The organism is Burkholderia cepacia, assembly GCF_001718835.1.
Taxonomy (GTDB): Bacteria; Pseudomonadota; Gammaproteobacteria; order Burkholderiales; family Burkholderiaceae; genus Burkholderia; species Burkholderia cepacia_F.
Genome location: NZ_CP013443.1, coordinates 2,316,621 through 2,343,056 on the forward strand (window position 1 = coordinate 2,316,621; position 26,436 = coordinate 2,343,056).

The following is a 26,436-nucleotide window of genomic DNA, read 5'->3' on the forward strand; positions in this document are numbered from 1 at the left end:
CGAACCGCGAAGGCGCAACAGGGGAGGAGACGGCATGCGCGCGACGTCAGACGCGCGACGTGCCGCACGGCCTGCGGGCCGCATACGACCACACGCGCGCCGGCCCTGCCCGGCGCGCACTGCGCACTGTTTTCGGCGTCGGCCGACCGGCCTGTGCCCGCCGGTCGCCGCGCCTACCGATAGACGATCACCGGAATTTTCGTATGGGTCAGCACGCGCTGCGTCTCGCTGCCGATCAGCAAGCTGCCGAGCCCGCGGCGTCCGTGGGACGCCATGAAGATCACGTCGCAGCCGCCGCGTTCTGCCGCCTCGATGATGCCGAGATACGGCGACGGATGCACGCTCGTCCACGTGTCGCAGTCGACGCCGGCCGCCTTCGCGGCCGATTCGACCTCGTCGAGGTGCGCGCGCGCCTCGCGCTCGCTGCGCGCCCGGAAATCGGCGGGCGGTTCGATGATCACTTCGGAAAACGGCGAGTACGGATACTGCGGCAGGCACGCGTACGCCGTGACGCGCGCACCGACCGCCCGGGCCAGGTCGATCGCGCCGTCGATCGCCTTCTGCGACAGTTCGGAACCGTCGGTTGGAACGAGGATGTGCCGGAACATCGCGCCCTCCTTCGTCAAGTACACGCCGCAAGCCGCAATCCCATCCGAGCCGGCCGTGGCGCGTCGGACATGCCTCCTACGAGTGTAGTGCGCGAAACCGCCCGACCGGCCCCGGCAGCGGGTTCGCCCTCATATCGGAAACACGCGGGCGAACGCGACCGGCTCCTGCTGCTACTCGCCCCAATATCCGGGCCGCTCGTAAGTGTGCTTCAGGTAGTCGAGAAACAGCCGCACGCGCAGCGGCAGGTGCCGGCGTTGCGGGAACACCGCGTGGATGCCGATCGGCGGGGCGGCAAATGCGTCGAGCACGCTGACGAGCCGGCCGGCCGCGATGTCGTCGCCGACCTCCCACCACGAGCGCCACGCCAGGCCATGTCCGGCGAGGCACCACTCGTGCAGCACCGCGCCGTCCGAGCATTCCATCGTGCCGCTCACGCGGATCGACACGACCTTGCCGTCCTCCTGGAACGTCCAGCCGCGCTGCTGGTTCGCGTTTGCCGCGAGCGCGAGGCAGTTGTGCCGCGCCAGTTCCGCGAGCGTCGCGGGCGTGCCGCGCCGCACGAGATACGCGGGCGCCGCGACGCACACGCGGCGGTTCTCGCCGAGCTTCAGCGACACGAGCGACGAGTCGGGCAGCTCGCCGAGCCGCACCGCGCAATCGAACCCCTCGTTGACGAGGTCGACCATGCGGTCGGACAGGTCGAGCGTGACCGATACGTCCGGATGGCCGACGCTGAATTCGGGCACGAGCGGCGCGACGTGCCGCCGGCCGAAGCCGGCCGGCGCGGAAATGCGCAGGTGGCCGCTCGCCTTGACGCCGCCGGCGGACACGCTCGCCTCCGCGTTCTGCATGTCGTTGATGATCCGCTGGCAGTCCTCGAGGAACGCCGAGCCCTCGAACGTCAGCGTGAGCTTGCGCGTCGTGCGCACCAGCAGCTTGACGCCGAGCCGCTCCTCGAGCGCGTCGAGGCGACGGCCGATGATCGCCGGAGCGACGCCTTCCGCATGCGCGGCCGCCGACAGGCTGCCCTTCGCCGCGACCGCGGCGAACGTTTCGATCTGCTTGAACCGGTCCATGACTCACGGGCGGTTCCGCCGCCCTTCAAGTGGCTTGAGACGCTCAAGATTAGGTATATGAAAGTAAAAGATCAAGTGATGAATAGCGTCTTTTTTAGCACATCCGATCACGAATAGAATTCACCTGACCTCTGAAACCGGAGCGCAAGGCTATGTCGGCCACAACGACACTCTCCTCCTCTCCCGACGCAATCCTCTTCGACGCATTCGGCACGCTGTTCGACGTGCGTGCGGTGCTGGCCGCGGCAGAGCAGATGTTTCCCGGTCACGGGGAACGGTTGTCGCAGCTGTGGCGACGCAAGCAAATCGAATACTCGCAACTGCGCACGCTCGCCGATCCGGCCGGCGCCCGCTATCGCCCGTTTCGGGACATCACGCTCGATGCGCTGCGGTTCGCCGCGCGCCGGCTCGGGCTCGCGCTGAACAGCGCGGCCGAGAAGCGGCTGATGGACGAATACGCGTGCCTGTCCACCTATCCCGATACGGTGCCCGCGCTGCGCAAGCTGCGCGCGCTCGACCCGCGCCCGCCGCTCGCGATCCTGTCGAACGGCACGCCGCAGATGCTCGACATCGCGATCAAGAGCGCCGGCATGTCCGGGCTGTTCGATCGCGTGTTGTCGGCCGACACCGTGCGCGCGTACAAGCCGAGTCCGGCCGCCTACGCGCTCGGCACCGCCGCGTTCGGACCGAACCGGCGCGGCATCGTGTTCGTGTCGTCGAACGCGTGGGACGTCGCCGGCGCCGTCTGGTTCGGCTACACCACGTTCTGGCTCAACCGCACGGGCGCGCCCGCCGAGGAACTCGACGCGCCGCCGGACGGTACGGGCACCGGCATGGCCGACCTGCTCGCATTCCTCGCCACCCCGGCTCCGTCCGGCAGACCCGCAAACCGCACGCGCCCCGGCCCGGGTGCATGACGTTTGCAGCTGCCGCCTTCCCCCCTTCACCGAAACCGCAACTGACCGACCAAGGAGATGAGACTCATGAGCACCCCGATCACGCTGCCGCAAGGCATGGCGATCACCGGCGAAATCAAGCCGGGTTACGAAGCAATCCTGACGCCAGAAGCGCTCGCGCTCGTCGCGGCGCTGCACCGCACGTTCGAACCGCGCCGCCAGGCGCTGCTGCAGGCGCGCGTCGAGCGCACGAAACGGCTCGACGCAGGCGAGCGCCCCGACTTCCTGGCCGAGACGAAGGCGATCCGCGAAGGCGACTGGAAGGTCGCGCCGCTGCCGGCCGACCTGCAATGCCGCCGCGTCGAGATCACTGGCCCCGTCGAGCGCAAGATGATCATCAACGCGCTGAACTCGGGCGCCGATTCGTACATGACGGACTTCGAGGATTCGAACGCACCGAGCTGGACGAACCAGATCGACGGCCAGATCAACCTGAAGGATGCGGTGCGCCGCACGATCTCGCTCGAGCAGAACGGCAAGTCGTACAAGCTGAACGACAAGGTCGCGACGCTGATCGTGCGTCCGCGCGGCTGGCACCTCGACGAAAAGCACGTGACGGTCGACGGCCAGCGCGTGTCCGGCGGCATCTTCGATTTCGCGCTGTTCCTGTTCCACAACGCGAAGGAGCTGCTTGCGCGCGGCTCGGGCCCGTACTTCTACCTGCCGAAGATGGAAAGCCATCTCGAGGCACGGCTGTGGAACGACATCTTCGTCGCGGCGCAGGAAGCTGTCGGCGTGCCGCGCGGCACGATCCGCGCGACGGTGCTGATCGAGACGATCCTCGCCGCGTTCGAGATGGACGAGATCCTGTACGAACTGCGCGAACACAGCTCGGGCCTGAACGCGGGCCGCTGGGACTACATCTTCTCGGCGATCAAGAAGTTCAAGAACGACCGCGGCTTCTGCCTGGCCGAGCGTTCGAAGATCACGATGACGGTGCCGTTCATGCGCGCGTACGCGCTGCTGCTGCTGAAGACCTGCCACAAGCGCAACGCGCCGGCGATCGGCGGGATGAGCGCGCTGATCCCGATCAAGAACGATCCGGAAGCGAACGACAAGGCCATGGGCGGCGTGCGTTCGGACAAGCAGCGCGACGCGACCGACGGCTACGACGGCGGCTGGGTTGCGCACCCGGGCCTCGTGCCGATCGCGATGGAAGAGTTCGTCAAGGTGCTCGGCGACAAGCCGAACCAGATCGCGAAGCAGCGCGACGACGTGCAGGTCGAAGGCAAGAACCTGCTCGACTTCCAGCCTGAAACGCCGATCACCGAAGCCGGACTGCGCAACAACATCAACGTCGGCATCCATTACCTCGGTGCCTGGCTCGACGGCAACGGTTGCGTACCGATCCACAACCTGATGGAAGATGCGGCCACGGCCGAGATTTCCCGTTCGCAGGTGTGGCAATGGATCCGCTCGCCGAAGGGCGTGCTCGACGACGGCCGCAAGGTCACGGCCGAACTCGTGCGGGAATTCTCGAAGGCCGAGCTCGACAACGTGAAGCGCTCGGTCGGCGGCAACACGCAGCCTTACGAACGCGCCGCCGCGATCTTCGAGCAGATGTCGACGTCGGAAGGTTTCACCGAATTCCTGACGCTGCCGCTGTACGAGGAAATCTGACCGCGTCGCGACCGCATGAAAACAGCCCGATCAGCGCAAGCCGATCGGGCTCTTTCGGTCAGGCCGCCCATCCGGTTCAAGCGCCCCGCGGGGCGCTTTTTCTTGGGCGCGACGCGCGACCGGTCAGACGGCTTCCCGCTCGCGCCGGTGCTGGACCCAGTCGCCCGACGCAATGCGCGGCTTGTCCGACACCGCATGCGCGGCGACCGGATAGTAAAGGCACGTGTACTGCCGGCCGCCGAGTTCGACGGTCACGTCTTCCGGCTTGAACAGCGAGTCGACACCCGGATAGACGCGCTCGATCTCGTCGAGTACGGGAACGAGCAGGTCGTCGACTTCGTAGACGTCCCCCCAGACCAGCGACTTGCCGGCCGCCCCGGCAATCATCCCCGGATACGTGCCGAAATCGTACAGTTCTCCCGGCAGCGCGGCGGCGCCGAGCAGCGTCGGCGCGGCAATTCCGTGCCTGGCGGCCGCGTGGCCGATGTCGTTGGCCTCCCCGTTTCTCAAGGTGCCGTAGACGAATACGTAACGCATCGTGGTTCTCCTCTTTGATTCGTGTGTTGCCGTGTCAGGTCAGCGGCGTCGCGCTGACGAGCACGCCGTCCTCGTCGGCGTAGATCCATTCGCCGGGGGCGATTCGCGTGCCGAGCACCGTGACGGGAACGTCCCGTTCGCCGGCCCCGCGTTTGTCGCTCTTGCGCGGATGCGTCGCGAGCGCGAGCACGCCGACGTTGCACGCGCGCAATTCAGCCGAATCGCGCACGCATCGATAGACCACGATACCGGGCCGATGGTTCTTCTCGGCGAGCGCGCCGAGGTTGCCGCCGACGAGCGCGCAACGCCGGCTGCCGCCGCCGTCGACGACCAGCACGCGCCCGGCGCCGTCCTGTTCGAGCGCGGCGCGCACGAGCGTGTTGTCCTCGAACAGCTTGAGCGTCGCCGCGGGCCCCGCGAAACGCGCCGCGCCGCCGTACGGGCGCAGCGCCGGCTCGAGCACGCGCAGGGCGCCGGCCGCGAGCCGGTCTTCGTGGGCGTCGCAGAGGTCGGTTGTTGCAAACGTCGTCATGTCATCGTCTCCGGTCGCATGCAAGGTTCAATCGAACGTTGCATTATCGACTGAAAAAAAGCCGCCACGCGCAGGTGTGCGAGCCTTCTAAAATGACGGCATCGCTGCCGCACCATCCGAATTGCCCATGAATCCGTCCGCCCGCGCCGACGAGCCTGCTCATCGCGACACCATCGACATTCCGCCCGAATTCGCGCCGACCGCCGCCCATCCGATGCGCGTGCGTGCGCGGCCGGTTCCCGCCGGCGCGCGCATACCGCGTCACACGCACGCGTGGGCACAGCTCGCGTACGCATCGCGCGGCGTGCTGCGCGTCGCGACGACCGGCACGACATGGATGGTGCCGCCGTCCCGTGCGATCTGGGTACCGCCGCGCGTGACGCACGAGGTCGTGATCGTCGAAGAGGCGTTCTTGCGCACGCTGTACATCGACGAGTCGATCGTGCCGGAAGGGCTTGATGCATGCCGCGTCGTCGAAGTGACGGGGCTCCTGCGCGAACTGATCGTCGCGCTCGACGCGCGCGACCTGAGCACCGCGCGCGAGCGCCTGCTGTGCAGGCTCGTGCTCGACGAGCTGAGTCGCGCCGAACCGCTGCCGCTCGCGGTGCCGATGCCCGACGAAAAACGGCTGCGCGTGCTGTGTGAATCGGTACTCGCGCATCCGGCGCATGCGGAGTCGCTCGAGCACTGGGCAAGCGAGGTCGGCGCGAGCACGCGCACGATTTCGCGGCTCTTCAAGCAGGAACTGGGAGTGAGTTTTTCGCAGTGGCGTCAGCAGGCACTGCTGGCACGGGCCATTCCGCTGCTGAACCAGGGGCGTCCGCTGTCGCATATCGCGCGCGAGCTCGGCTACCAGAGCCAGAGCGCCTTTTCGGCGATGTTCCGGCGCGCATTCGGCGAAAGCCCGCGCGCATTCATGCTGCGCGGCCACGCGCACGAGGCCGCGGAAGGCATGACGGGAAGCGACGGACAACCGCACGGCGACACGGCGGAGCCCCAATCGTGACGGCAGTGCGCGGCCGTCAGACCGGCCGTACCATGTGGCGGATCGAGCCAAGTTGCGCGAGCCGCGACCCGGCAACCTGATAGCCCATGCGCAAATAAAGACGCGCGGCCGGATTGTCGACGAACACGCGCAATTGCAGTTCGTGCAGCCCGCGCGCACGCGCCCAGCGGTGCGACATGTCGAGCATGTAGGTGCCGGCGCCCTGCCCGCGATGACCGGCCGCGATCTGTACGTCGCGGATGTGCAGCGAGTCGGCCTCCTCCGTCACGCGCAGCACGCCGATGCGCTCGCCGTCGGCCTCGAGGATGAAGTTCTCGGATTCGCGCCAGCTCGCGTAGAACAGGTCGCTGCGCCACACGAGCCCATGGCGCTTGTAATAGCCGCCCATGTTGCCGTGCGTCAGCGCTTCGGCAAACGGAAAATCGCCGGCCTCCGCGGGCCGGAGCTGATACAGGAGTCGCAGATCGGTCGGATCGAGCATCGCGCAGGGGTCAAGAACGCATCCCGCCACGATAGCGCAGTCGCGTGCGGATGCAATCGTGATTTGCTCGTATCGCGCTGAGGGGATGTCTAACGGGAGACGGCACAAACGAAAATGCCCGCACAAGGCGGGCATTCTCTTTTTTGGCGGAGCGGACGGGACTCGCCTACGTTCCGCAGGCCGCGGCTGCGCCTGCAGGCGCGGCCCTTCGAGTCCCGCCGGAAGCCGCGCAGGCGGCCTCCTCCGCTCCGCAGTCACGCGCCCGCCAACGGGCGCAACCGGAAACGCAAATGAAAAAGCCCGCACGAGGCGGGCTTCTTCATTTTCTGGCGGAGCGGACGGGACTCGAACCCGCGACCCCCGGCGTGACAGGCCGGTATTCTAACCGACTGAACTACCGCTCCAGTCTTGCTGCTTGCCTGGCAGGCGTCGGTTGCTTCCTGCCGGCGCATCGTTTGTTCGAACGACGCCGAAATCTGGCGTCCCCTAGGGGATTCGAACCCCTGTACTCACCGTGAAAGGGTGATGTCCTAGGCCTCTAGACGAAGGGGACAACGTACTGCTTACACCTTTAATGCAAAAGCCCGTTCAAAAAACGTTCCTTGAACGGGCTTCGTTCTGGCGGAGCGGACGGGGCTCGAACCCGCGACCCCCGGCGTGACAGGCCGGTATTCTAACCAACTGAACTACCGCTCCAGCTTTCTTCACCCTGGCCCGCAGACGTCATTGACACTCTGCAAACCTTGCGGCACTTCCAACGAAACGCCGCTGAATCCTGGCGTCCCCTAGGGGATTCGAACCCCTGTACTCACCGTGAAAGGGTGATGTCCTAGGCCTCTAGACGAAGGGGACAACGTACTGCTTACATCTTTAATACAAAAGCCCGCTCAAAAACGTCTTGAACGGGCTTCGTTCTGGCGGAGCGGACGGGACTCGAACCCGCGACCCCCGGCGTGACAGGCCGGTATTCTAACCGACTGAACTACCGCTCCAGCTTTCTTACCCAACCCGCAGGACGTCGGTTACGTTCCTGCAAGCCTTGCGACACTTCTACGAAACGCCGCTGAATCCTGGCGTCCCCTAGGGGATTCGAACCCCTGTACTCACCGTGAAAGGGTGATGTCCTAGGCCTCTAGACGAAGGGGACAAAATCTTTTCAGACCTGTCTGACTTTCGCTATTCACTTTTCAATCAACAGCGAAGGCCGAAATTCTAACTGCTTTGAATCATTTTGTGAAGCATTTTTTAACTACCCTGCTTCGCGAATCGATTGGTTTGTTCTGATGGTGGAGGTAAGCGGGATCGAACCGCTGACCTCTTGCATGCCATGCAAGCGCTCTCCCAGCTGAGCTATACCCCCTTGCAGAACAGAAATGAGATTATATGGAGCTACTTTGAACTTGTAAATACCCTTTTTGCGATTGGAGCGAAATTTTTTGCGAAGCCGCCGATCGACGGCTTCGCGAATGCTCGAACCTCAGGCCAGTGCGGCCTCGATGCGCGACACCACGACATCGCGACCGAACAGGACGAGCACCGCGTCGATCGACGGCGTGTGCGTCGTCCCCGCCACCAGCAGGCGCACCGGCATCGCGAGCTGCGGCATCTTCAGCTTGTGCGTGCCGAGCGTCGCCTTCAGCACGGCCGAGATCGCCTCCTTGCTCCACTCGACCGTCTTCAGCGCCGCCGCGAGTTCGGCCAGCGCCGGACGCACCGTATCGGTCACGTGCTGCGCAAGCGCGTCGGCATCCGGTGCCGGCACACGATAGAACATCGCAGCGCCTTCCGCGATCTCCTTGACCGTCGTCGCGCGATCCTTCATCAGCCCGACCACGGCATCGAGCGCCGGGCCCGTCGCGATCGCCGCATCGTCGACGCCGAGCGCCTCGAAGAACGGCTTCGACAGCACGGCGAGACGCGCGTTGTCCGCTTCCTTGATGTAATGCGCGTTCAGCCAGCTCAGCTTGCTGTGGTCGTACTGCGCGGGCGACTTGCCGAGATGCTCGAGATCGAACCACTCGACGAACTGCTCGCGCGAGAAAATCTCGGCATCACCGTGCGACCAGCCGAGGCGCGCGAGATAGTTGACGACCGCTTCGGGCAGGAAACCCGCGTCGCGATACGCCATCACGCTCATCGCGCCATGCCGCTTGCTCATCTTCTCGCCCTGCTCGTTCAGCACGGTCGGCAGGTGCGCGTAGACGGGCGCCTCGCCGCCGAGCGCATTCAGGATGTTGATCTGGCGCGGCGTGTTGTTCACGTGGTCGTCGCCACGGATCACGTGCGTGATGCCCATGTCCATGTCGTCCACCACCACGCAGAAGTTGTAGATCGGCGTGCCGTCCGGGCGCGCGATCACGAGGTCGTCGAGTTCCTCGTTCGAAATCTCGACACGCCCCTTCACCGCGTCATCCCACACGACCGTGCCCGTCAGCGGATTGCGGAAACGCAGCACCGGCTTCACGCCGGCCGGCGGCTCCGGCAGCACCTTGCCGGGCTCCGGACGCCACGTGCCGTCGTAGCGCGGCTTCAGGCCGGCCTCGCGCTGGCGTTCGCGCAGCGCGTCGAGCTCCTCGGCCGACATGTAGCACGGGTATGCAAGCCCCTTCTCCAGCATCTGCGCGAGCACCTCGCGATAACGGTCCATCCGCTGCATCTGGTAGATCGGGCCTTCGTCGAAATCCAGGCCGAGCCATTGCATCCCTTCGAGGATCGCGTCGACCGCTTCCTGCGACGAGCGCTCGACGTCGGTATCCTCGATGCGCAGCACGAACGTGCCCTTCATCTTGCGGGCGAACGCCCACGGATAGAGCGCGGAGCGGATGTTGCCGAGGTGGATGAAGCCGGTGGGACTCGGCGCGAAGCGGGTACGGACAGGACGGGTCATAAACGGTAACTCGAACGCCTGGGGCGCATGAATGATTCGACGCGGGATCGACGGCGGCAGCCCGGACAAGAACGGGGCCGGCCGCGCCCGGAACGGGAAAGAAGCCGGAATTATACTCGCGCCGGACATCGCGCCAAGCGCGCCGCTTGCTTTATGATGTGCGCGCCGCGGCCGCCTTGCCGGCGCCGTGCCGGCCGCGCGGCACCCGTCGCGCCGCCCCGACCTACCGACGCAGCGGGCCCGTCGCCCGCTGCCCGACGCTGGAGAACCATTCGATGTCGTCCCCTCGCCTGTCGCGCCGTCACTTCACGATCGCCGCCGCATCCGCCAGCCTCGCCGCCTGCACGTCGCCCGGCGGCAAGAGCCGCCCCGACAACGCCTCCGCAGCCCAGTCGCACGACAAGCCGGTGAAGATCGGCATCGCGCTCGGCGGCGGCGCCGCACGCGGTTTCTCGCACATCGGCGTGCTGAAGGCGCTCGAGGCGCGCGGCATCCCGGTCGAAATCGTCGCGGGCACGAGCGCGGGCTCGGTGGTGGGCGCACTGTATGCGTCGGGCATGAGCGCCCTGCAGATCAACAAGATCGCGCTCGACATGGATCAGGCGGCAATCAGCGACTGGGCGCTGCCGTTCCGTTCGCGCGGGCTGCTGCAAGGCGTGGCGCTGCAGAACTTCCTGAACAAGACGCTCAACAACCGGCCGATCGAGAAGATGGCGAAGCCGCTCGGCATCGTCGCGACCGATCTGCAGAACGGCCAGCCGATCCTGTTTCAGCAGGGCAACACGGGGCTCGCGGTGCGCGCATCGTGCAGCGTGCCGTCGGTGTTCGAACCGGTGAAGATCGGCAACCGCGAATATGTCGACGGCGGCCTCGTGAGCCCCGTGCCCGCATCGTACGCGCGCAAGATGGGCGCGAGCTTCGTGATCGCGGTCGACATCTCGTCCCGGCCGGACGGCGCGGCGACCAACAACCCGATCGAGATGTTGCTGCAGACGTTCACGATCATGGGCCAGACGATCAAGACCTACGAACTCGACAAGTACGCGGACGTCGTGATCCGCCCGAACCTCGCGGCCATGGGCGGCAGCGACTTCAACCAGCGCAACGCGGCGATCCTGGCGGGCGAGGAAGCCGTCGCGCGCATCATGCCTGAACTGCAGCGCAAGCTCGCGGCAGCGCGCACCGGGACCGCCGCGACTGCCGCGACCGCCACATAAGGCAGCGCCAGGCGTCGACTGCCCCAAAACAAAAAACCCTGCCGCCTTTCGGTGACAGGGTTTTTTCGATCCGGCTGTCGGGGAACGCTCAGTTGTTGCCGTTCGCCGAATCGTCGCCAATCGTCGCGCGCACGCGCTGACGCAGATCTTCCGGCTTCATCGGGAACTCCGACTCGAGCCGGCGCGCGCCGGTGAAACGCTTTTCCCAGTAGCCGCTATCGAGATCGTCGACACGGATGGTGCTGCCCGTCGACGGCGAGTGCACGAACTTGTTGTCGCCGATGTAGATGCCGACGTGCGAGAACGTGCGGCGCATCGTGTTGAAGAACACGAGATCGCCCGGCTTGAGGTTGCTCATACTCACCTTCTCGCCGACGCGGCTCATCTCTTCCGCACGACGCGGCAGCGACATGCCGAGGGTGTCCTGGAACACGTAGCGCACGAAGCCGCTGCAGTCGAGGCCCGAATCCGGCGAATTGCCGCCCCAGCGATAGCGCACGCCGATCATGTTCAGCGCGCCGACGACCACGTCGCCCGCCTTGCCGGCCATGCCGGCGAGGAACGACTTCGCGCCGCCGCCCGACGACGGCTGCGCGCTGGTCTGCTGGAGGGAGGCATTCGACGCGTTCTGCGTCGAATTCGTGACATTCTGGTTAAAACTGCTGACTTCGTCGGCGAACGCGCCGGGTGCTGCTGCGAACAGGGCGCCGATGAACAGCCCGGCGATGGTGCGCGCGCATGCCTGGGTCAGGGATCGATGCTGCATTGGTCGATGGAATTTGCTTAAAAATCAGCTGATTGGCGGAAAATTTCGGTCGATACTAGCCAGCGCGTAATCGTTTGTCAAAACAAATTAATAAATACAATCGAGATGATCAGACCATTGGCGGCCTATCACGCTTTCCAGACCGCTTTCAACAGCTTTTGTGTGTAAGGATGTGACGGTCTGGTGAAGATGTCGGCCACCTCCCCCGACTCGACGACGGCCCCGCCCTGCATCACCGCGACGCGGTGCGCCATCGCCCCGATCACCTCCAGGTCATGGCTGATGAATACATAGCCGAGGTTGTATTTCTGTTGCAAATTCGCGAGCAGCTTGAGCACCTGCTGCTGAATCGACACGTCGAGCGCGGACGTCGGCTCGTCGAGGATCAGGATGCGCGGTTCCAGCACCAGCGCGCGCGCGATCGCGATCCGCTGGCGCTGCCCGCCCGAGAATTCGTGCGGATAACGGTGCAGCACCGTGCGGTCGAGGCCGACTTCGCGCAGCACCGCGAGCGACTTCGCGCGACGCGCATCGGGCGTCATGTCCGGGCGATGCAGTTCGAGCCCCTCGCCGACGATCCGCTCGATCGTGTGACGCGGGGAAAGCGAACTGAACGGATCCTGAAAGACCACCTGCATGTTCGAGCGCAGTGCGGTCTGTTCGCGGCCGCGATAGGTCGACAGCGCGCGTCCCTGGAATTCGATCGTGCCGCCGGCCGTCTTTTGCAGCCCGAGCAGCGCCATCGCGAGCGTCGACTTCCCGGATCCCGATTCACCGACGATGCCGAGCGTCTCGCCCTGCCGCACCGACACCGACACATCCGCGACGGCCGTCACGGGTACCGAGCCGAACCAGCCCGCGATGCCCGGCCGCTTGCGCGCGAACTGCACGCTCACGTGGCGGGCATCGAGCACGACGGGCGCAATCGGCATCACCGGCGCGACCGCGCGTTGCGGCCGGCTGTTCAGCAGCCGCTGCGTATACGGATGCTCGGGTTCCGCGAAGATCCGCTCGACCGGCCCGCTCTCGACGAGCCGGCCGCGCTCCATCACCGCGACGCGATCCGCGAAGTGCCGCACGAGATTCAGGTCGTGCGTGATCAGCAGGATCGCCATCCCGCGCGTTGCCGCTTCCTCGCGCTGCAACTCCAGCAGCAGATCGACGATCTGCGCGCGGATCGTCACGTCGAGCGCGGTGGTCGGCTCGTCGGCCAGCAGCAGGCGCGGCCGGCAGGCGAGCGCCATCGCGATCATCGCGCGCTGTCGCTGGCCGCCCGACAACTGGTGCGGATAGCTGTCGACACGCTTCTCCGGCTCCGCGATGCCCGTGCGTGCAAGCAGAGCGATCGCGCGCTTGCGCGCCTCGACCGCCGATACGCCGTCGTGCAGCACGATCGTCTCGCCGATCTGCACGCCGATCGTATACAGCGGGTTGAGCGCCGTCATCGGTTCCTGGAAGATCATCGCGATGTCCGAGCCGCGCAGCCCGCGCATCTCGCGCTCGCTCTTGCCAGCCAGGTCCTGCCCCGCGAAGCGGATCGCGCCGCTCACGTCGGCGTCGCGCAGCAGCCGCAGGATCGACAGCGCGGTCACGCTCTTGCCGGAGCCCGATTCGCCGACCAGCGCGACACGTTCGCCGCGGCCGATCTCGAGCGTCACGTCGTCCACCGCGACCGTGTCGCCGAAGCGCACATGCAGATGCTCGAGCGCCAGCAGCGGCTCATGCTGCGTCGATACGACCGGTTCGCTCATCGCTGGCCTCCCGCCGCGCGCACCGAATCGGCGATCCGCGTATCGAGTGCGTTGCGCAGCGCGTCGCCCATGAAGGTCAGCAGCAGCAGCGTCGTGACCAGCACCCCGAAGGTCGACAACGAGATCCACCATGCGTCGAGGTTGCCTTTGCCCTGCGCGAGCAGCTCGCCGAGGCTCGGGGTCGGCGGCGGCACGCCGAGCCCGAGGAAATCGAGGCTCGTGAGCGCGAGGATCGAGCCGCTCATCCGGAACGGCAGGAACGTGATCACCGGCGTGAGGCTGTTCGGCAGCACATGGCGCCAGATGATCTGCCAGTTCGTGAGCCCCATCGCGCGCGCCGCGCGCACGTAGTCCTGCGTGCGGTTGCGCAGGAATTCGGCGCGCACGTAGTCGGCGAGCCCGATCCAGCCGAACAGCGACAGCAGCACGATCAGCAGCAGGAAACTCGGCTCGAAGATCGACGCGAAGATGATCAGCAGGTACAGCTCGGGCAGCGAACTCCAGATCTCGATCAGGCGCTGCCCGACGATGTCGATGCGCCCGCCGAAGAAGCCCTGCACGGCGCCCGCGGCGATCCCGAGCAGCGTGCCGATCACGGTCAGGATCAGCCCGAACTCGACCGACACGCGGAACCCGTACACGAGCCGGGCGAGCAGGTCGCGCCCCTGCGCGTCGGTGCCGAGCCAGTTCGCGCGCGACGGCGGCGCGGGGTTCGGCACGTCCGAGAAGTAGTTCAGCGTGTCGTAGTAATAACGGTTCGGCGGGTAGACGACGAAGTTGCCGGGCGCCTCGAGCCGCTTGCGCACGTACGGATCGAGATAGTCGGCCGGTGTCGGGAAATCGCCGCCGAAGGTCGTCTCCGGATACGCATGGAACAGCGGGAAATAATACTGGCCGTCGTAGCGCACGACGAGCGGCTTGTCGTTCGACCAAAGCGGCGCCGCGAGGCTCGCGGCGAACGCGACGACGAAGATCACGAAGCTCCAGTAGCCGAGGCGCTGCTGCCTGAAGCGCTGCCATACGCGGCGCGCGGGAGACGGCGACACGCGGGCGCGCGCCGCGTCGACGCGGGACGACACGACGGCCCGGTTCATCGCGCACCTCGCCCGGTGACGCCGGGCATGCAGACGGACGGTTTCATGTCAGCGCTCCAGGGTGTCGAATTGAATGCGCGGATCGACCCACACATAGCAGAGATCGGAGATCAGCTTGGTCGCAAGGCCGATCAGCGTGAACAGGTACAGCGTGCCGAGCACGACCGGATAGTCGCGCCGCACGACCGATTCGTACGACAGCAGCCCGAGGCCGTCGAGCGAGAACAGCGTCTCGATCAGCAGGCTGCCCGTGAAGAACGCGCCGATGAACGCGGCCGGGAAGCCGACGATCAGCGGCAGCATCGCGTTGCGGAACACGTGCTTCCACAGCACGTTGCGCTCGGAGAGCCCCTTCGCGCGCGCGGTCAGCACGTATTGCCGGCGGATCTGGTCGAGGAACGCATTCTTCGTGAGCATCGTGACGACCGCGAAGCTGCCGACGACCGACGCCGTGATCGGCAGCGCGATGTGCCACAGGTAGTCGAGCACCTTGCCGACGAGCGACAGCTGGGCGAAGTTGTCCGATGTGAGCCCGCGCAACGGGAAAAGCTGCCAGAACGAGCCGCCGCCGAACAGCACGAGCAGCAGCACGCCGAGCACGAAGCCCGGAATCGCATAACCGACGAGCACGACAAGGCTCGTCGCGACGTCGAACGGCGAACCGTTGCGCACGGCCTTCGCGATGCCGAGCGGCACCGAGATCAGGTACGTGAGGAAGAACGTCCACAGCCCGATGCTGATCGACACGGGCAGCTTCTGCACGACCAGCGACCACACGCTCTGGTGGCGGAAATAGCTGTCGCCGAGATCGAAGCGCGCGAAACGCTTCAGCATCAGCCAGTAGCGTTCGAGCGGCGGTTTGTCGAAACCGTACAGCGCCTTGAGCTGCGCGAGCTGCTGCGCGTCGACGCCGGTGTGCGCGCGCATCCCGAACGGCACCGCGCCCTGCTCCGTCGCGCCCTTGCGCAGTTCCTGCACGGCCTGCTCGACGGGGCCGCCCGGCACGAACTGGATCACCGCGAACGTGAGCGTCAGCACGCCGATGAGCGTCGGGATCATCAGCAGCAGGCGTTTGAGGATGTAGCTCCACATAGGTGTCGACTCGTGATCTGTGGCCGGTTGAACGAAGGCCGGCGCGGCTCAGTGATCGGGCTTCGCCCACCACGTCGACACGACCCAGCCCTCGGCCGAATAGTACAGCGGCAACGTCTGAGGATAGGCAAGCGTGCGCTTGTACGCGATCCGGTGCGTCGTGCTGTACCACTGCGGGACCGTGTAGTAGCCGTGCATCAGCACGCGGTCGAGCGCGTGTGTCGCGTCGAGCAGGTCTTCGCGCGTCTGCGCGGTACCGAGCGCATGCAGCAACGCGTCGACTGCCGGCGACTTCAGCCCGATGACGTTGTCGGAGCCCGGCTCGTCGGCGAACTTGCTGGCATACCGCGAGTATTGCTCGGCGCCCGGCACCTGTACGCCCGGCAAGCGGATCGGCGTCATATCGTAGTCGAATGCGTCGAGACGCTTTTGCAGCAGCGCGAAATCGGCCGTCCGAAAGCGTACCTCGATGCCGAGCTTCGCCAGATTGCGCTGGTAGGCTGCCACGATCCCCTTGAAGGGGGACCCTGCATCGTCCAGGATCTCGAACGTGAAAGACTCGCCTTGCGCATTGCGCAACGCGCCGTCGCGATAAGTCCAGCCCGCCTGCGCAAGCAGCGCCCGCGCCTTCAGCAGGTTCGCGCGCAGCGAATTCGGCGGGTTCGTGTTCGGTTGCACGACCATCGGGCCGAATACGGCCGGGTCAAGCTGCGCGCGCAGCGGTTCGAGCAGCTTCAGCTCACCCGGCCCCGGCAGACCGGTGGCCTGCAGGTCGGTGTCAGCGAAATAGCTGTCGAGGCGCGTATAGGCGCCATAGAACAGTTGGCGATTCAACCATTCGAAGTCGAGCGCAAGGTCAAGCGCCTGGCGCACACGCACATCGCGAAACAGCGGCCTGCGCAGGTTCATGAAGAATCCCTGCATGCCCGCGCCGTTGTGTTGACGGAATTCGCGCTTGATCAACTCGCCGCTGTCGAAGCGCTTGCCGACATCCTGCCGTATCCAGTTGCGCGCGATGTTCTCGACAAGTACGTCATATTCACCTGCCTTGAATCCCTCGAGGCGAGCAACGCCCTCTCCGTACAGCTTGTAGACGATCCGCTCGAAGTTGTTGGTGCCCACTCGCACCGGCAGGTCGGCCCCCCAGTACGCCGGGTTACGCCGGTATGTAATGTTGCGGCCGTTGTCGTAGCGCTCGATCAGGTACGGCCCGCTGCCGATCGGCTGCTCGAACGCGAGCTGGTCGAACGGGATGCGCGAGCCGTCCGTGCGCAATCCCCACTTGCGCGAGAACACGGGCACGCCGCCGGCGATCAGCGGCAACTCGCGGTTACTCCGGCGGAATTCGAAACGCACCGTGGCCGGGTCGACGATCGCCGCGCGCGCGATGTCGCCGAAGTACGCAGCGAACTGCGGCGCGGCCAGCTTGCTCTTCAGTGTGTCGAATGAATGCTTGACGTCGTCGGCCGTGACCGCGTCGCCATTGGAAAAGCGTGCACGCGGATTCAGGTGGAACCTGACCGAACGGCGATCCGGCGCGATGTCGATGTCGTCGGCAAGCAGCCCGTACGCGGACGCCGGCTCGTCCGAGCTGCCGGTCGCGAGGCTCTCGAACAGCATGTCGATGCCCGGCGCGGGGTTGCCGCGCATCGTGAACGGGTTGAACTTGTCGAACGACGTCAGCCGGTTCGGGTTCGCGAGCACAAGCGTGCCGCCCTTCGGCGCATCGGGGTTGACGTAGTCGAAATGCGTGAAGCCCGGCGGATACTTCGGCTCGCCGTACTGCGCAATGGCGTAGGCCGCGTGCGCGGCGCTCGCGGCAAGCACGGCCTGCATCAGCAGCGCCGCCGCCGCGCGGCCGGCAACCCGCACCGCGCCGGAACGGGCGCGCGCGGCGGCGGCCCGGGGCGAACCCTTCGTCATAAAGTCCTGTCGATCGATTGAGGGTGGCAACGTCCGCGCATTCTACCCATTCGGATCGGTCTGACACCATTCGGCATTTGCCCATGTTTTCGGCCCAAGCCGGAAACACAAGCAAAAACCCCACGCTCTTCGACAGGCGTGGGGTTCGTCGGCAGCCGGAACCGCCCCGGCGGCGGCGCGCCTGCAGATCAACGCCAGCCGTTGTGGCGGCCGCGATCGTGATCCCAGTGGCCGCGGTCGTCCCAGTCGCGATGGTGGCGGTACCACTCGTCGCGGCCCCAGTAGCGACGGCCGTCCCAGTAACGGTCGCCATGCCAGCCGATCACGATGGTCGGCGCAGGCGCCGCGTACACGGGCGCGCCATACACCGGCGCAGGCTGATAGACGACCGGCGGCGGAGGCGGCGGCGCATATACAGGTGCGGGCGCGACGTAGACCGGTGCCGGAACGCCGAGATTGATCCCGACATTGACTCCCGCCATTGCTGCGCCCGACACGAGCAAGGCCGTCATACCGGTCAGGAGCGAGGCAATACGCAAGGTCTTCATGGATTCCTCTTCTGGTTGTTTCGTGGGTGATTGGACTATAGCGGCATGCAACGCGCGCGCATATTTCAAGTTTGTAAGAACTGATGCGCGGCATCGCAACCGGGAAGCCTGCGCTAACGTCTTGTAATATTCACACCCCGTGCCGCATCGGTGCGGCCCGCGCGGCGGCGCAAACGCGCCGCGCGCGGACGGGCAATAAAAAAGAGCGGCACATGGCGTGCCGCTCTTCTTGTTTCGGGAACCGCCGCCGCGTTACCGCGACATCATGTTCATGCTGACGTTGTGCATCACCCACAGCGTGCCGACGATCAGGATTGCCGCGGTCAGCACCGTGTAGCTGAACGCCATCACGTTCCAGCGCTGGCTCGACGAGCCGTTCATGTGCAGGAAGTACACGAGGTGCACGACGATCTGCACGAACGCGAGCACGGCCAGCGCGATCAGCGACGCGTGCGGCGACAGCACGCCGCCCATCACGAGGCCGAACGACGCGGCCGTGAGCAGCACCGACAGGATGAAGCCGGCGACATAGCCGCCGACGCTGCCGTGCCCTTCTTCGAGTTGAGACGAATGCGAATGGGCCATTTAGATCACGCTCGCGAGATAGACAAAGGAAAACACGCAGATCCACACGATGTCGAGGAAGTGCCAGAAGAGGCTCAGGCACGTCAGGCGTCGCAGGTCGCGATCGGTCAGGTCGCCGCCGCGAAACACGATCTGCCCGGCGAGCACGATCATCCACAGCAGCCCGGCCGTCACGTGCAGCCCGTGCGTGCCGACCAGCGTGAAGAACGCCGACAGGAACGCGCTGCGCTGCGGGCCCGCGCCTTGCGCGATCAGATGGGAGAACTCGCGCAGTTCCATCACGAGAAACGCCGCGCCGAGCACGAACGTCACCGCGAGCCACGCGAGCAGCGCGCCGCGCCGCTGCTTGTACGCGGCGAGCATCGCGAACCCGTACGTGATGCTCGACAACAGCAGCGCGGCGGTTTCCACCGCGACGCCCGGAATGTCGAACAGGTCCTTCGCGGTCGGCCCGCCCGCATACTGCTGGCCGAGCACCGCGAACGTCGCGAACAGCGCGGCAAAGATCACGCAGTCGGTCATCAGGTACAGCCAGAACCCGAACACCGAATGCGACGGCGGATGGTCGTCGTGCTCGAGCAGGGTTGCGCTCAAGGTTTTCTGCAACATCAGTTGGCCTCCAGTTCCACGTCGTCGACGCGCGCGGTCACGCGCTGCGTCGGCTGCTTGTCTTCGGTCTTGCGCACCGTCGACGCCGGGATGTAATAACCGTCGTTATCGCGCGAGCTGTAGATCACGAGCGTCGCGACGATCCCGACGAGCCCGCCGATCGCCATCCACCAGATGTGCCACACCAGCGCGAAGCCGAGCACCAGGCTGAAGACACCGACGAACAGGCCTGCGCTCGTGTTCGACGGCATGTGGATGTCGCGGTACGCCGCGCGCTTGCCCTGCCCTTCGCCGCGAGCCTTCATGTCCGCATACGCGTCGAGCGTGCGCACTTGCGGGATCACCGCGAAGTTGTAGTCGGCCGGCGGCGACGAGGTCGCCCACTCCAGCGTGCGGCCGCCCCACGGATCGCCCGTCGTGTCGCGGTATGCCGGCAGGTTGCGGTTGCGGATGCTGACCACCAGTTGCAGCAACTGGCACGCAATGCCGACCGCGATCAGCACGGCGCCGAATGCGGCGACCAGCAGCCACGTGTGCCAGGCCGGGTTGTCGTAGTGGTTGAGCCGGCGCGTCATGCCCATGAAGCCGAGCACGTAGAGCGGCACGAACGCGACGTAGAAGCCGACCTGCCAGAACCAGAACGCAGCCTTGCCGAGCTTCTCGTTCAGCTTGAAGCCGAACGCCTTCGGGAACCAGTAGTTGAAGCCCGCGAGATAACCGAACAGCACGCCGCCGATGATCACGTTGTGGAAGTGCGCGATCAGGAACAGGCTGTTGTGCAGCACGAAGTCCGCACCCGGGATCGCCATCATCACGCCGGTCATGCCGCCGATCGTGAACGTGACCATGAAGCCGATCGTCCACAGCACGGGCGTCGTGAATTCGATCCGGCCGCGATACATCGTGAACAGCCAGTTGAACACCTTCACGCCGGTCGGGATCGCGATGATCATCGTCATGATGCCGAAGAACGCGTTCACGTTCGCACCCGAGCCCATCGTGAAGAAGTGGTGCAGCCACACGAGGAACGACAGCACCATGATCGCGCAAGTCGCGTACACCATCGTCTTGTAGCCGAACAGCGGCTTCTTCGCGAACGTCGCGATGACTTCCGAGAAGATCCCGAACGCCGGCAGGATCAGGATGTACACCTCCGGATGGCCCCACGCCCAGATCAGGTTCAGGTACAGCATCGCGTTGCCGCCGGCTTCGTTCGTGAAGAAGTGCATGCCGAGGTAACGGTCGAGGCCGAGCAGCGCGAGCGTCGCGGTCAGGATCGGGAACGACGCCATGATCAGCACGTTCGTGCAGAGCGCGGTCCACGTGAACACCGGCATCTTCATCAGCGTCATGCCCGGCGCGCGCATCTTGATGATCGTCACGAAGAAGTTCACGCCCGTCAGCAGCGTGCCGACGCCCGATATCTGCAGCGCCCACAGGTAGTAGTCGACCCCTACCCCCGGACTGAACTGCAGCTCCGACAGCGGCGGATACGCGAGCCAGCCCGTCTGCGCGAATTCGCCGATCACGAGCGACACGTTGATCAGGATCGCGCTGACGGCCGTCATCCAGAAGGAGAGCGAGTTGATGAACGGGAACGCGACGTCGCGCGCGCCGATCTGCAGCGGCACGACCAGGTTCATCAGGCCGACCATGAACACCATCGCCATGAAGAAGATCATGATCACGCCGTGTGCCGTGAAGACCTGGTCATAGTGGTGCGGCGGCAGGTAGCCGGGCCCGTTGTACGCGAGCGCGAGCTGCATGCGCATCATGATTGCGTCGGCGAAGCCGCGCAGCAGCATGATCAGCGCGACGATGATGTACATCACGCCGAGTCTCTTGTGGTCGACCGTGGTCAGCCATTCCGTCCACAGCCATTTCCACCGGCCGGTGATCGTCAGCGCGGCGAGAATGCCCAGCACGACCAGCCCCATGAAGGCGCCTGCCCCCATGATGATGGGCTGATCGAACGGGATCGCCGAAAGTGTGAGTTTGCCGAACATGCGTTACCCCTTCGTGCCGCAGGCGGCGTCCTTCAGGTCGAGGACGTGGCCATCGTTGTATTTCGCGATGATGTTGTGGAAGAGCCGCGGATCGACCGACGAGAAGTAGCGCACCGGCGCCTTCTCGCTCGGCTGCGCGACGGTGCCGTACACGGTCGCGTCGAGCCGGTCGGGCGAGGCCTTCACCTTCTGCACCCATGCATCGAACTGTTCGCGCGGCTCGGCGAGCGTGCGGAACTTCATGTCGGAGAAGCCGCGGCCGCTGAAGTTGGCGGACGTGCCCGCGTAGTTGCCGGGTTCGTCGGCGATCAGGTGCAGGCGCGTCTGCATGCCGGCCATCGCGTAGACCTGGCCGCCGAGCTGCGGAATGAAGAACGAGTTCATCACCGAATCCGACGTGATGCGGAAGTTCACCGGCGTGCCGACCGGAATCGCGAGCTGGTTCACCGACGCGATGCCGAGTTCCGGATAGATGAACAGCCACTTCCAGTCGAGCGCGACGACCTCGACATCGATCGGCTTCACCGACGACTCGAGCGGCTTGTATGGGTCGAGCTCGTGCGTGGTCTTCCACGTGAGCACGCCGAGGAACAGGATGATCAGCGTCGGCACCGTCCAGATCACGACCTCGATCGCGGTCGAGTGCGACCAGTTCGGCGCGTAGGCGGCGCTGCGGTTCGATGCGCGGTAACGCCACGCGAACCACAGCGTGAGCAGGATCACCGGCACGACGACGATCAGCATCGCCCAGGTGGACGTCGCGATCAGCGCTTTCTCGGCGGCGCCGATGCTGCCTTTCGGATTCAGCACGTCGAGGTTGCAGCCGGACAAACTCAAGGTCACGGCGAGCGGCAGCAGTCTCGACGCGCCTTTCAAAGCCTTTCTTTTCATTACACAGCCTGGTTGTCTATGAATCCATCCACGCCCGATGCGCATTCGATCCACGAAAGTGGCGGCATCTTACGGCGACTGGATTTGCTGAAAATCAACAAATGCGGCAAATGACCATTGCAGAATTTGCTGTGTGTCAGATTGTCGCGGGGCTGCGACGCATGCGCGCAAGCAGCACCCTGCACACATGTGTCGCGGCGATCAGCCGTGCGCCGATGCCACGAACGAAGACCGTGCCGGCGTCGTGCCCTCCGCGTCCGGCACCTTCGATTGGCCGGCCTCGTCGATCAGACGCGCGACCGTCGGATCGATCGCGTCGGTGAACGGCTTCGGATCGATGCCGACCGCCAGCACGACCAGCGCGAGCGACGCGAACATCACGATCTCGCGCCGGTTCAGGTCGGCGAGCTTCGCGATCCGCTGGCTCGCGACCTTGCCGAACACGACGCGCTTGAGCATCCACAGCGTGTACGACGCGCTGAGGATCAGCGTCAGTGCCGCGATCGCGCCGATCCAGAAGTTGAAGCGGATCGCACCCATGATGACCATGAACTCGCCGACGAAGCCCGACGTGCCCGGCAGGCCGACGTTGGCCATCGCGAACAGCACCGTGAAGGTCGCGAAACGCGGCATCACGCCGGCGACGCCGCCGTACTCCGCGATCGCGCGCGTGTTCGTGCGGTCGACGAGCACGTTCACGCACAGCAGCATCGCGCCCGCGACGAAGCCGTACGACACGAGCTGCACGATCGCGCCTTCGACGCCGATCCGGTTGAACAGGAACAGCCCGAGCGTGACGATGCCCATGTGCGCGACCGTCGAATACGCGAGCAGCTTGCCGAGATCGGTCTGGGCGAGCGCGATCAGGCTCGCGTAGACGATCGCGAACAGCGACAGCGCGATCACGGCCGGCGCGAAGAAGTGGCTCGCGTCGGGCGTGACCGGCAGCGCGAAGCGCAGGAACCCGTAGCCGCCGAGCTTGAGCATCGCGAGCATCAGCGCCGCGCCCGTCGGGCCGTCGGTGTAGACGTCGCTCAGCCACGTGTGGACCGGCCACATCGGCACCTTGACCGCGAAGGCGGCGAAGAAGCCGAGGAACACCAGCAACTGCGGCGCGAAGCCGAGCTGCAGCGTGCGCCACACGGCCATGTCGAACGTGTGCGACTGCGCGTACAGGTACAGCATCGCCATCAGCAGCAACAGCGAGCCGGCGAACGAGATGAAGAAGAACTTCACGGCCGCGTACACGCGACGCTCGCGCCCCCACGTGCCGATCAGCAGGTAAAGCGGGATCAGCGTCGCCTCGAAGAAGATGAAGAACAGCAGCCCGTCCTGCGCGACGAACACGCCGACCATCAGCCCTGACAGGATCAGGAACGACGCGTAGTACTGCGCGACGCGCACCGTCACCGACTCCCACGATGCCACGACCACCACGAGCGTCGTGAACGCGGTCAGTACGACGAGCCACAGCGACGCGCCGTCGATGCCGACCCGCCATCCGGAATTGAATGCCGCCAGCCAGTTGCGGCTCTCGACGAACTGCATCGCGGACGAGTGTGCGTCGAAACCGGCGACCAGCGGAACGACGGCCGCAAGCCCCACCAGCGCGCCGGCGAGCGCGATCAGCCGCGTTCGACGTGGATGATGGTCGGAACCGGCGCGCAGCAGGCACGCGCCGAACAGGATCGGAGCCCAGATGGCCAGGCTCAGGAAGGGGAAATCATGCATGTCAGTAAAGCCCTGAGAGTGCCGCGCGCTGGATCGGGGACAGGCGCAACGAAAGGAACGAAATAGACTTGAAAGGTATATTTCGTGGATCACCGGTGTCGGGCAAATGTAAAGCGGCATCATGGAAAAGCTTGATGCCGCTCAAACGCGATCGGGTTAACCAGCATAAAACGATTGATTATTTTCTGCAGCGCAGCAAGCGTGCGCTGCAAGAACCTGCGCCAAATCGTTGATTTTCTTGTATTTATTTGTGCGAAGCTGCAACGGCAATGCACTCGATCATGGCCGGGATACGGCATTTTCGAGACGAGGAGTCGTCAGCGTATCCGGCAGATTGCGCTTGGTGAAATTCATCGCATCAAAATTCGGGCCGCGTTTTCTTACATCTATATTTTCATTTTTATTACGCATTGGCCGGACGGAAGGTTACTTTCGCCGCATTTCATTCCCGGCTGCGCCGGTTGCCGCGCGATCGTCTGCGCGGCGCCTGCGCAGTCAACTCCGCCGCAGCAACACGACGAAGAACAGGCTGCCGAACATCGCGGTCACGATCCCGATCGGCAGATCCTCCGGCGCCGCGAGCGTGCGGGCGGCCACATCGGCCCATACGAGCAGGATCGCGCCGGTCAGCGCGGCAACCGGCAGCAGCCTGCCGTGCTCGGCGCCGACGACGCGGCGGCACAGATGCGGCGTCACGAGCCCGACGAAGCCGATCGCCCCGCTCACCGCCACCATCGCACCGGTCGCGAACGACGCGACGACGAACACCTCGCGCCGCATCCGCGCGCTCGGCACCCCGAGCGCGGCCGCGGCCACGTCGCCCGACATCAGCGCATTCAGTTCGCGGCGCCTTGCAATCAGCGCGCCGCCGGCAAGCACCGCGCATAGGGCCGGCACCGGCAGCAGATCCCAGCGCGCGAGCCCGACGCCGCCGAGCATCCAGAACAGCACCGACGACGCGGCGCGCTGATCGCCGAGATACAGCAGCAGGTTGCCGAACGCGGCCATCATGAACGACACCGATACGCCCGCGAGCAGCAGCCGGTCCGATTCGAGCCGGCCGCGCCGGTAAGCGAGCGCCACGACGCAGGCCGTCGCCGCGAGCGCGCCCGCGAAGGCGGCAGCCGACAGCGTGAACGGACCGAACGCGGCGCCGAAGCCGAGCGTCGCGGCGACGGCGCCGAGCATCGCGCCCGCGCTCACGCCGAGCAGGTGCGGATCGGCCAGGCGGTTCGCGGTCGCCGCCTGCAACGCGACGCCGACCGCTGCCAGCGTCGCGCCGACGATCGCGGCGAGCAGCGCGCGCGGCATCCGGATCAGCCAGACGATGCTGTCGTCGCCGAGGTTCCCGCCGGGCTGCGCATCGAGCGGCGCCGCATGGCCGAACGCGGCCGCGACGTGCGCGACGACGATCCGCGCAACCTGTGCCGGCGCGATCGACGCTGCCCCGAACGCGGCCGACAGCACGACCGACACCGCCAGCAGCACGGCGAGCAGCGGCAGCGCGATGCCCGCGCGCAGCCGCGCGGCCCGGACCGGCGCGCTCATCGCGGCGCGCGCGCGAACGCGGCCGGATACAGTGCGCGCGCCAGCGTCTCGACGGCCGCGACGTTCTCGGGGCCCGGCGTCGCCGCATCGTAGGGAATCACGATGAAGCGCCGGTCGCGAATCGCGGCCACGCGCGCCAGCGCCGGCTGGCTCATGAGGAAGCGCATCTTCTGCGCGGCCGTCACGGCCGAATAGTCGACGATCACGATCACCTGCGGATCGCGCGCCACCACGCTTTCCCAGCTCACCTGCGTCCAGCTGCGCGGCAGGTCGGCCATCACGTTGCGCGCGCCGGCCGCCGTCAGCAGCGCGGTCGGCATCGCGAGCGCGCCGGCCGTCATCGGCTTGTCGGTGCCGCTGTCGTAGACGAACACCCGCGGCGGCGGCCCGGCGGTGGCGACCGTGCGCGCGACCGCCGCGAGACGCGCGCGCATCGCGGCCACGACCTGCGCGGCGCGCGCGTCGACGCCAAAGATCCGGCCGAGATTGTTCAGGTCGCGGAACACGTCGTCGAACGACGCGGCCGCCTGCTTCATCACGTGCGAGCACGATTCGGTCAGCTCGTACGTCCGGATGCCGAACGGCGCGAGGGTCGCCGGCGTCACCGGGCCGCCGACATGCATCCCGTAGTTCCAGCCCGCGAGATAGAAGTCGGCACGCGCGGCCGCCAGCACCTCGAGCGACGGATACTGGCTCGCCAGTTCGGGCACGCCGCGCAGCGCGTCGCGCACGCGCGCGGTGCCCGTCTTCCAGCCGCCGATGCCGGTGTAGCCGACGAGCCGGTCCTTCAGGCCGAGCACGAGCATCATCTCGGTCAGGTTCACGTCGTTGCTCACCGCGCGCGTCGGCGCGCGGTCGAACGTCACGTCGCGATCGCAACTGCGCACGGTGACGGGATAGGCGCTGGCGTGCGCGGCGGCGCAGCCCAGCGCGACGGCGGCGAACAGGCGCCGCAGGACGGGGATCGGCAT

At 65.9% G+C, this 26,436-nt stretch carries 23 protein-coding genes and 7 tRNA genes; 4 read left to right on the forward strand and 26 right to left on the reverse strand.

Going from position 1 to position 26,436, the window contains the following annotated elements:
• Positions 1-173 precede the first annotated feature (173 nt).
• Positions 174-608, reverse strand: coding sequence for a universal stress protein (locus WT26_RS13965; RefSeq protein ID WP_031399397.1), 435 nt, complete (start codon positions 606-608; stop codon positions 174-176).
• A 171-nt stretch (positions 609-779) separates the two neighbouring features.
• Entirely contained in the window at positions 780-1,685 is a 906-nt protein-coding gene (locus tag WT26_RS13970) for a LysR family transcriptional regulator (protein WP_059532208.1), read from the reverse strand.
• Between the two features lie 152 nt (positions 1,686-1,837).
• Here WT26_RS13970 and WT26_RS13975 point away from each other — a divergent pair, with 152 nt between their 5' ends.
• A complete protein-coding gene (locus WT26_RS13975; protein ID WP_069273125.1) occupies positions 1,838-2,602 on the forward strand; it encodes a haloacid dehalogenase type II in 765 nt (254 codons plus the stop codon).
• Between the two features lie 66 nt (positions 2,603-2,668).
• The gene (gene aceB, locus WT26_RS13980; protein WP_059662987.1) at positions 2,669-4,261 is read left to right on the forward strand and encodes a malate synthase A; all 1,593 of its coding nucleotides are present in this window, start codon (positions 2,669-2,671) and stop codon (positions 4,259-4,261) included.
• A 123-nt stretch (positions 4,262-4,384) separates the two neighbouring features.
• On the opposite strand, the gene WT26_RS13985 is transcribed toward aceB, so the two are convergent.
• Positions 4,385-4,798, reverse strand: a complete 414-nt coding sequence (locus WT26_RS13985; RefSeq protein ID WP_069273126.1) for a gamma-glutamylcyclotransferase family protein — start codon at positions 4,796-4,798, stop codon at positions 4,385-4,387.
• Between the two features lie 34 nt (positions 4,799-4,832).
• Positions 4,833-5,330: a ribonuclease E activity regulator RraA gene (gene rraA, locus WT26_RS13990; RefSeq protein ID WP_069273127.1), complete on the reverse strand. Its 498-nt coding sequence runs from the start codon at positions 5,328-5,330 to the stop codon at positions 4,833-4,835.
• Between the two features lie 127 nt (positions 5,331-5,457).
• On the opposite strand from rraA, the gene WT26_RS13995 reads away from it, so the two are divergent.
• Complete coding sequence (locus WT26_RS13995) at positions 5,458-6,336, forward strand: AraC family transcriptional regulator (protein ID WP_069273128.1); 879 nt, start codon at positions 5,458-5,460, stop codon at positions 6,334-6,336.
• A gap of 16 nt (positions 6,337-6,352) precedes the next feature.
• Here the strand turns inward: WT26_RS13995 and WT26_RS14000 are convergent, their stop codons facing one another.
• The 9 genes from WT26_RS14000 to gltX form a co-directional block, all read right to left on the reverse strand.
• Positions 6,353-6,817: a GNAT family N-acetyltransferase gene (locus WT26_RS14000; protein WP_069273129.1), complete on the reverse strand. Its 465-nt coding sequence runs from the start codon at positions 6,815-6,817 to the stop codon at positions 6,353-6,355.
• A gap of 327 nt (positions 6,818-7,144) precedes the next feature.
• A tRNA-Asp gene (locus WT26_RS14005) sits at positions 7,145-7,221 on the reverse strand.
• A 73-nt stretch (positions 7,222-7,294) separates the two neighbouring features.
• Positions 7,295-7,370, reverse strand: a tRNA-Glu gene (locus WT26_RS14010).
• Positions 7,371-7,436: 66 nt separating this feature from the next.
• A tRNA-Asp gene (locus tag WT26_RS14015) sits at positions 7,437-7,513 on the reverse strand.
• Between the two features lie 80 nt (positions 7,514-7,593).
• Positions 7,594-7,669, reverse strand: a tRNA-Glu gene (locus WT26_RS14020).
• A gap of 63 nt (positions 7,670-7,732) precedes the next feature.
• A tRNA-Asp gene (locus tag WT26_RS14025) sits at positions 7,733-7,809 on the reverse strand.
• A 79-nt stretch (positions 7,810-7,888) separates the two neighbouring features.
• Positions 7,889-7,964, reverse strand: a tRNA-Glu gene (locus WT26_RS14030).
• A gap of 137 nt (positions 7,965-8,101) precedes the next feature.
• Positions 8,102-8,177, reverse strand: a tRNA-Ala gene (locus WT26_RS14035).
• Positions 8,178-8,294: 117 nt separating this feature from the next.
• The gene (gene gltX / locus WT26_RS14040) at positions 8,295-9,704 is read right to left on the reverse strand and encodes a glutamate--tRNA ligase (protein ID WP_069273130.1); all 1,410 of its coding nucleotides are present in this window, start codon (positions 9,702-9,704) and stop codon (positions 8,295-8,297) included.
• 176 nt (positions 9,705-9,880) lie between these two features.
• On the opposite strand from gltX, the gene WT26_RS14045 reads away from it, so the two are divergent.
• On the forward strand, positions 9,881-10,921 hold the full coding sequence (locus tag WT26_RS14045; protein ID WP_420480940.1) for a patatin-like phospholipase family protein: 1,041 nt from the start codon (positions 9,881-9,883) through the stop codon (positions 10,919-10,921).
• An 88-nt stretch (positions 10,922-11,009) separates the two neighbouring features.
• On the opposite strand, the gene WT26_RS14050 is transcribed toward WT26_RS14045, so the two are convergent.
• From WT26_RS14050 to WT26_RS14110, 13 genes are all read right to left on the reverse strand, one after another.
• Positions 11,010-11,687: a C40 family peptidase gene (locus WT26_RS14050; protein ID WP_059532190.1), complete on the reverse strand. Its 678-nt coding sequence runs from the start codon at positions 11,685-11,687 to the stop codon at positions 11,010-11,012.
• Between the two features lie 128 nt (positions 11,688-11,815).
• Positions 11,816-13,438, reverse strand: coding sequence for an ABC transporter ATP-binding protein (locus WT26_RS14055; RefSeq protein WP_059731055.1), 1,623 nt, complete (start codon positions 13,436-13,438; stop codon positions 11,816-11,818).
• Positions 13,435-14,532: an ABC transporter permease gene (locus tag WT26_RS14060; protein ID WP_059532184.1), complete on the reverse strand. Its 1,098-nt coding sequence runs from the start codon at positions 14,530-14,532 to the stop codon at positions 13,435-13,437. The genes WT26_RS14055 and WT26_RS14060 overlap by 4 nt, the downstream gene beginning before the upstream one ends.
• Positions 14,533-14,580: 48 nt before the next feature.
• Positions 14,581-15,624 (reverse strand): microcin C ABC transporter permease YejB, encoded by a 1,044-nt coding sequence (locus WT26_RS14065; RefSeq protein ID WP_059532181.1) that lies wholly within the window; start codon positions 15,622-15,624, stop codon positions 14,581-14,583.
• A gap of 48 nt (positions 15,625-15,672) precedes the next feature.
• On the reverse strand, positions 15,673-17,547 hold the full coding sequence (locus WT26_RS14070; protein ID WP_069273131.1) for an extracellular solute-binding protein: 1,875 nt from the start codon (positions 17,545-17,547) through the stop codon (positions 15,673-15,675).
• 188 nt (positions 17,548-17,735) lie between these two features.
• On the reverse strand, positions 17,736-18,095 hold the full coding sequence (locus WT26_RS14075) for a hypothetical protein (protein WP_069273132.1): 360 nt from the start codon (positions 18,093-18,095) through the stop codon (positions 17,736-17,738).
• Between the two features lie 252 nt (positions 18,096-18,347).
• On the reverse strand, positions 18,348-18,680 hold the full coding sequence (gene cyoD / locus WT26_RS14080) for a cytochrome o ubiquinol oxidase subunit IV (RefSeq protein ID WP_069273133.1): 333 nt from the start codon (positions 18,678-18,680) through the stop codon (positions 18,348-18,350).
• Positions 18,681-19,289: a cytochrome o ubiquinol oxidase subunit III gene (gene cyoC, locus WT26_RS14085; protein WP_059532169.1), complete on the reverse strand. Its 609-nt coding sequence runs from the start codon at positions 19,287-19,289 to the stop codon at positions 18,681-18,683.
• The gene (gene cyoB / locus WT26_RS14090) at positions 19,289-21,295 is read right to left on the reverse strand and encodes a cytochrome o ubiquinol oxidase subunit I (RefSeq protein WP_069273134.1); all 2,007 of its coding nucleotides are present in this window, start codon (positions 21,293-21,295) and stop codon (positions 19,289-19,291) included. Before cyoB ends, cyoC begins: the two co-directional genes overlap by 1 nt.
• A gap of 3 nt (positions 21,296-21,298) precedes the next feature.
• A complete protein-coding gene (gene cyoA / locus WT26_RS14095; RefSeq protein WP_069273135.1) occupies positions 21,299-22,186 on the reverse strand; it encodes a ubiquinol oxidase subunit II in 888 nt (295 codons plus the stop codon).
• A 201-nt stretch (positions 22,187-22,387) separates the two neighbouring features.
• Positions 22,388-23,917 (reverse strand): complex I subunit 4 family protein, encoded by a 1,530-nt coding sequence (locus tag WT26_RS14100; RefSeq protein ID WP_069273136.1) that lies wholly within the window; start codon positions 23,915-23,917, stop codon positions 22,388-22,390.
• Between the two features lie 495 nt (positions 23,918-24,412).
• Complete coding sequence (locus WT26_RS14105; RefSeq protein WP_069273137.1) at positions 24,413-25,465, reverse strand: FecCD family ABC transporter permease; 1,053 nt, start codon at positions 25,463-25,465, stop codon at positions 24,413-24,415.
• Positions 25,462-26,436 carry an ABC transporter substrate-binding protein gene (locus WT26_RS14110; protein ID WP_231130451.1) on the reverse strand — a complete coding sequence of 325 codons (975 nt, stop codon included), beginning with the start codon at positions 26,434-26,436 and terminating at the stop codon, positions 25,462-25,464. The genes WT26_RS14105 and WT26_RS14110 overlap by 4 nt, the downstream gene beginning before the upstream one ends.

Bases quoted from the DNA above. Each gene is read 5' to 3' on its own strand.
- cyoB (WP_069273134.1), bottom strand. From the start codon at position 21,295: ATGTTCGGCAAACTCACACTTTCGGCGATCCCGTTCGATCAGCCCATC.
- WT26_RS14105 (WP_069273137.1), bottom strand. From the start codon at position 25,465: ATGAGCGCGCCGGTCCGGGCCGCGCGGCTGCGCGCGGGCATCGCGCTG.
- WT26_RS13965 (WP_031399397.1), bottom strand. From the start codon at position 608: ATGTTCCGGCACATCCTCGTTCCAACCGACGGTTCCGAACTGTCGCAG.
- cyoA (WP_069273135.1), bottom strand. From the start codon at position 22,186: ATGAAAAGAAAGGCTTTGAAAGGCGCGTCGAGACTGCTGCCGCTCGCC.
- rraA (WP_069273127.1), bottom strand. From the start codon at position 5,330: ATGACGACGTTTGCAACAACCGACCTCTGCGACGCCCACGAAGACCGG.
- gltX (WP_069273130.1), bottom strand. From the start codon at position 9,704: ATGACCCGTCCTGTCCGTACCCGCTTCGCGCCGAGTCCCACCGGCTTC.
- WT26_RS14060 (WP_059532184.1), bottom strand. From the start codon at position 14,532: ATGAACCGGGCCGTCGTGTCGTCCCGCGTCGACGCGGCGCGCGCCCGC.
- WT26_RS14055 (WP_059731055.1), bottom strand. From the start codon at position 13,438: ATGAGCGAACCGGTCGTATCGACGCAGCATGAGCCGCTGCTGGCGCTC.
- WT26_RS14100 (WP_069273136.1), bottom strand. From the start codon at position 23,917: ATGCATGATTTCCCCTTCCTGAGCCTGGCCATCTGGGCTCCGATCCTG.
- WT26_RS14000 (WP_069273129.1), bottom strand. From the start codon at position 6,817: ATGCTCGATCCGACCGATCTGCGACTCCTGTATCAGCTCCGGCCCGCG.
- WT26_RS13975 (WP_069273125.1), top strand. From the start codon at position 1,838: ATGTCGGCCACAACGACACTCTCCTCCTCTCCCGACGCAATCCTCTTC.
- cyoD (WP_069273133.1), bottom strand. From the start codon at position 18,680: ATGGCCCATTCGCATTCGTCTCAACTCGAAGAAGGGCACGGCAGCGTC.
- aceB (WP_059662987.1), top strand. From the start codon at position 2,669: ATGAGCACCCCGATCACGCTGCCGCAAGGCATGGCGATCACCGGCGAA.
- WT26_RS14070 (WP_069273131.1), bottom strand. From the start codon at position 17,547: ATGACGAAGGGTTCGCCCCGGGCCGCCGCCGCGCGCGCCCGTTCCGGC.
- WT26_RS13970 (WP_059532208.1), bottom strand. From the start codon at position 1,685: ATGGACCGGTTCAAGCAGATCGAAACGTTCGCCGCGGTCGCGGCGAAG.
- WT26_RS14065 (WP_059532181.1), bottom strand. From the start codon at position 15,624: ATGTGGAGCTACATCCTCAAACGCCTGCTGCTGATGATCCCGACGCTC.
- WT26_RS14110 (WP_231130451.1), bottom strand. From the start codon at position 26,436: ATGCCGATCCCCGTCCTGCGGCGCCTGTTCGCCGCCGTCGCGCTGGGC.
- WT26_RS14050 (WP_059532190.1), bottom strand. From the start codon at position 11,687: ATGCAGCATCGATCCCTGACCCAGGCATGCGCGCGCACCATCGCCGGG.
- WT26_RS13985 (WP_069273126.1), bottom strand. From the start codon at position 4,798: ATGCGTTACGTATTCGTCTACGGCACCTTGAGAAACGGGGAGGCCAAC.
- WT26_RS14075 (WP_069273132.1), bottom strand. From the start codon at position 18,095: ATGAAGACCTTGCGTATTGCCTCGCTCCTGACCGGTATGACGGCCTTG.
- WT26_RS13995 (WP_069273128.1), top strand. From the start codon at position 5,458: ATGAATCCGTCCGCCCGCGCCGACGAGCCTGCTCATCGCGACACCATC.
- cyoC (WP_059532169.1), bottom strand. From the start codon at position 19,289: ATGTTGCAGAAAACCTTGAGCGCAACCCTGCTCGAGCACGACGACCAT.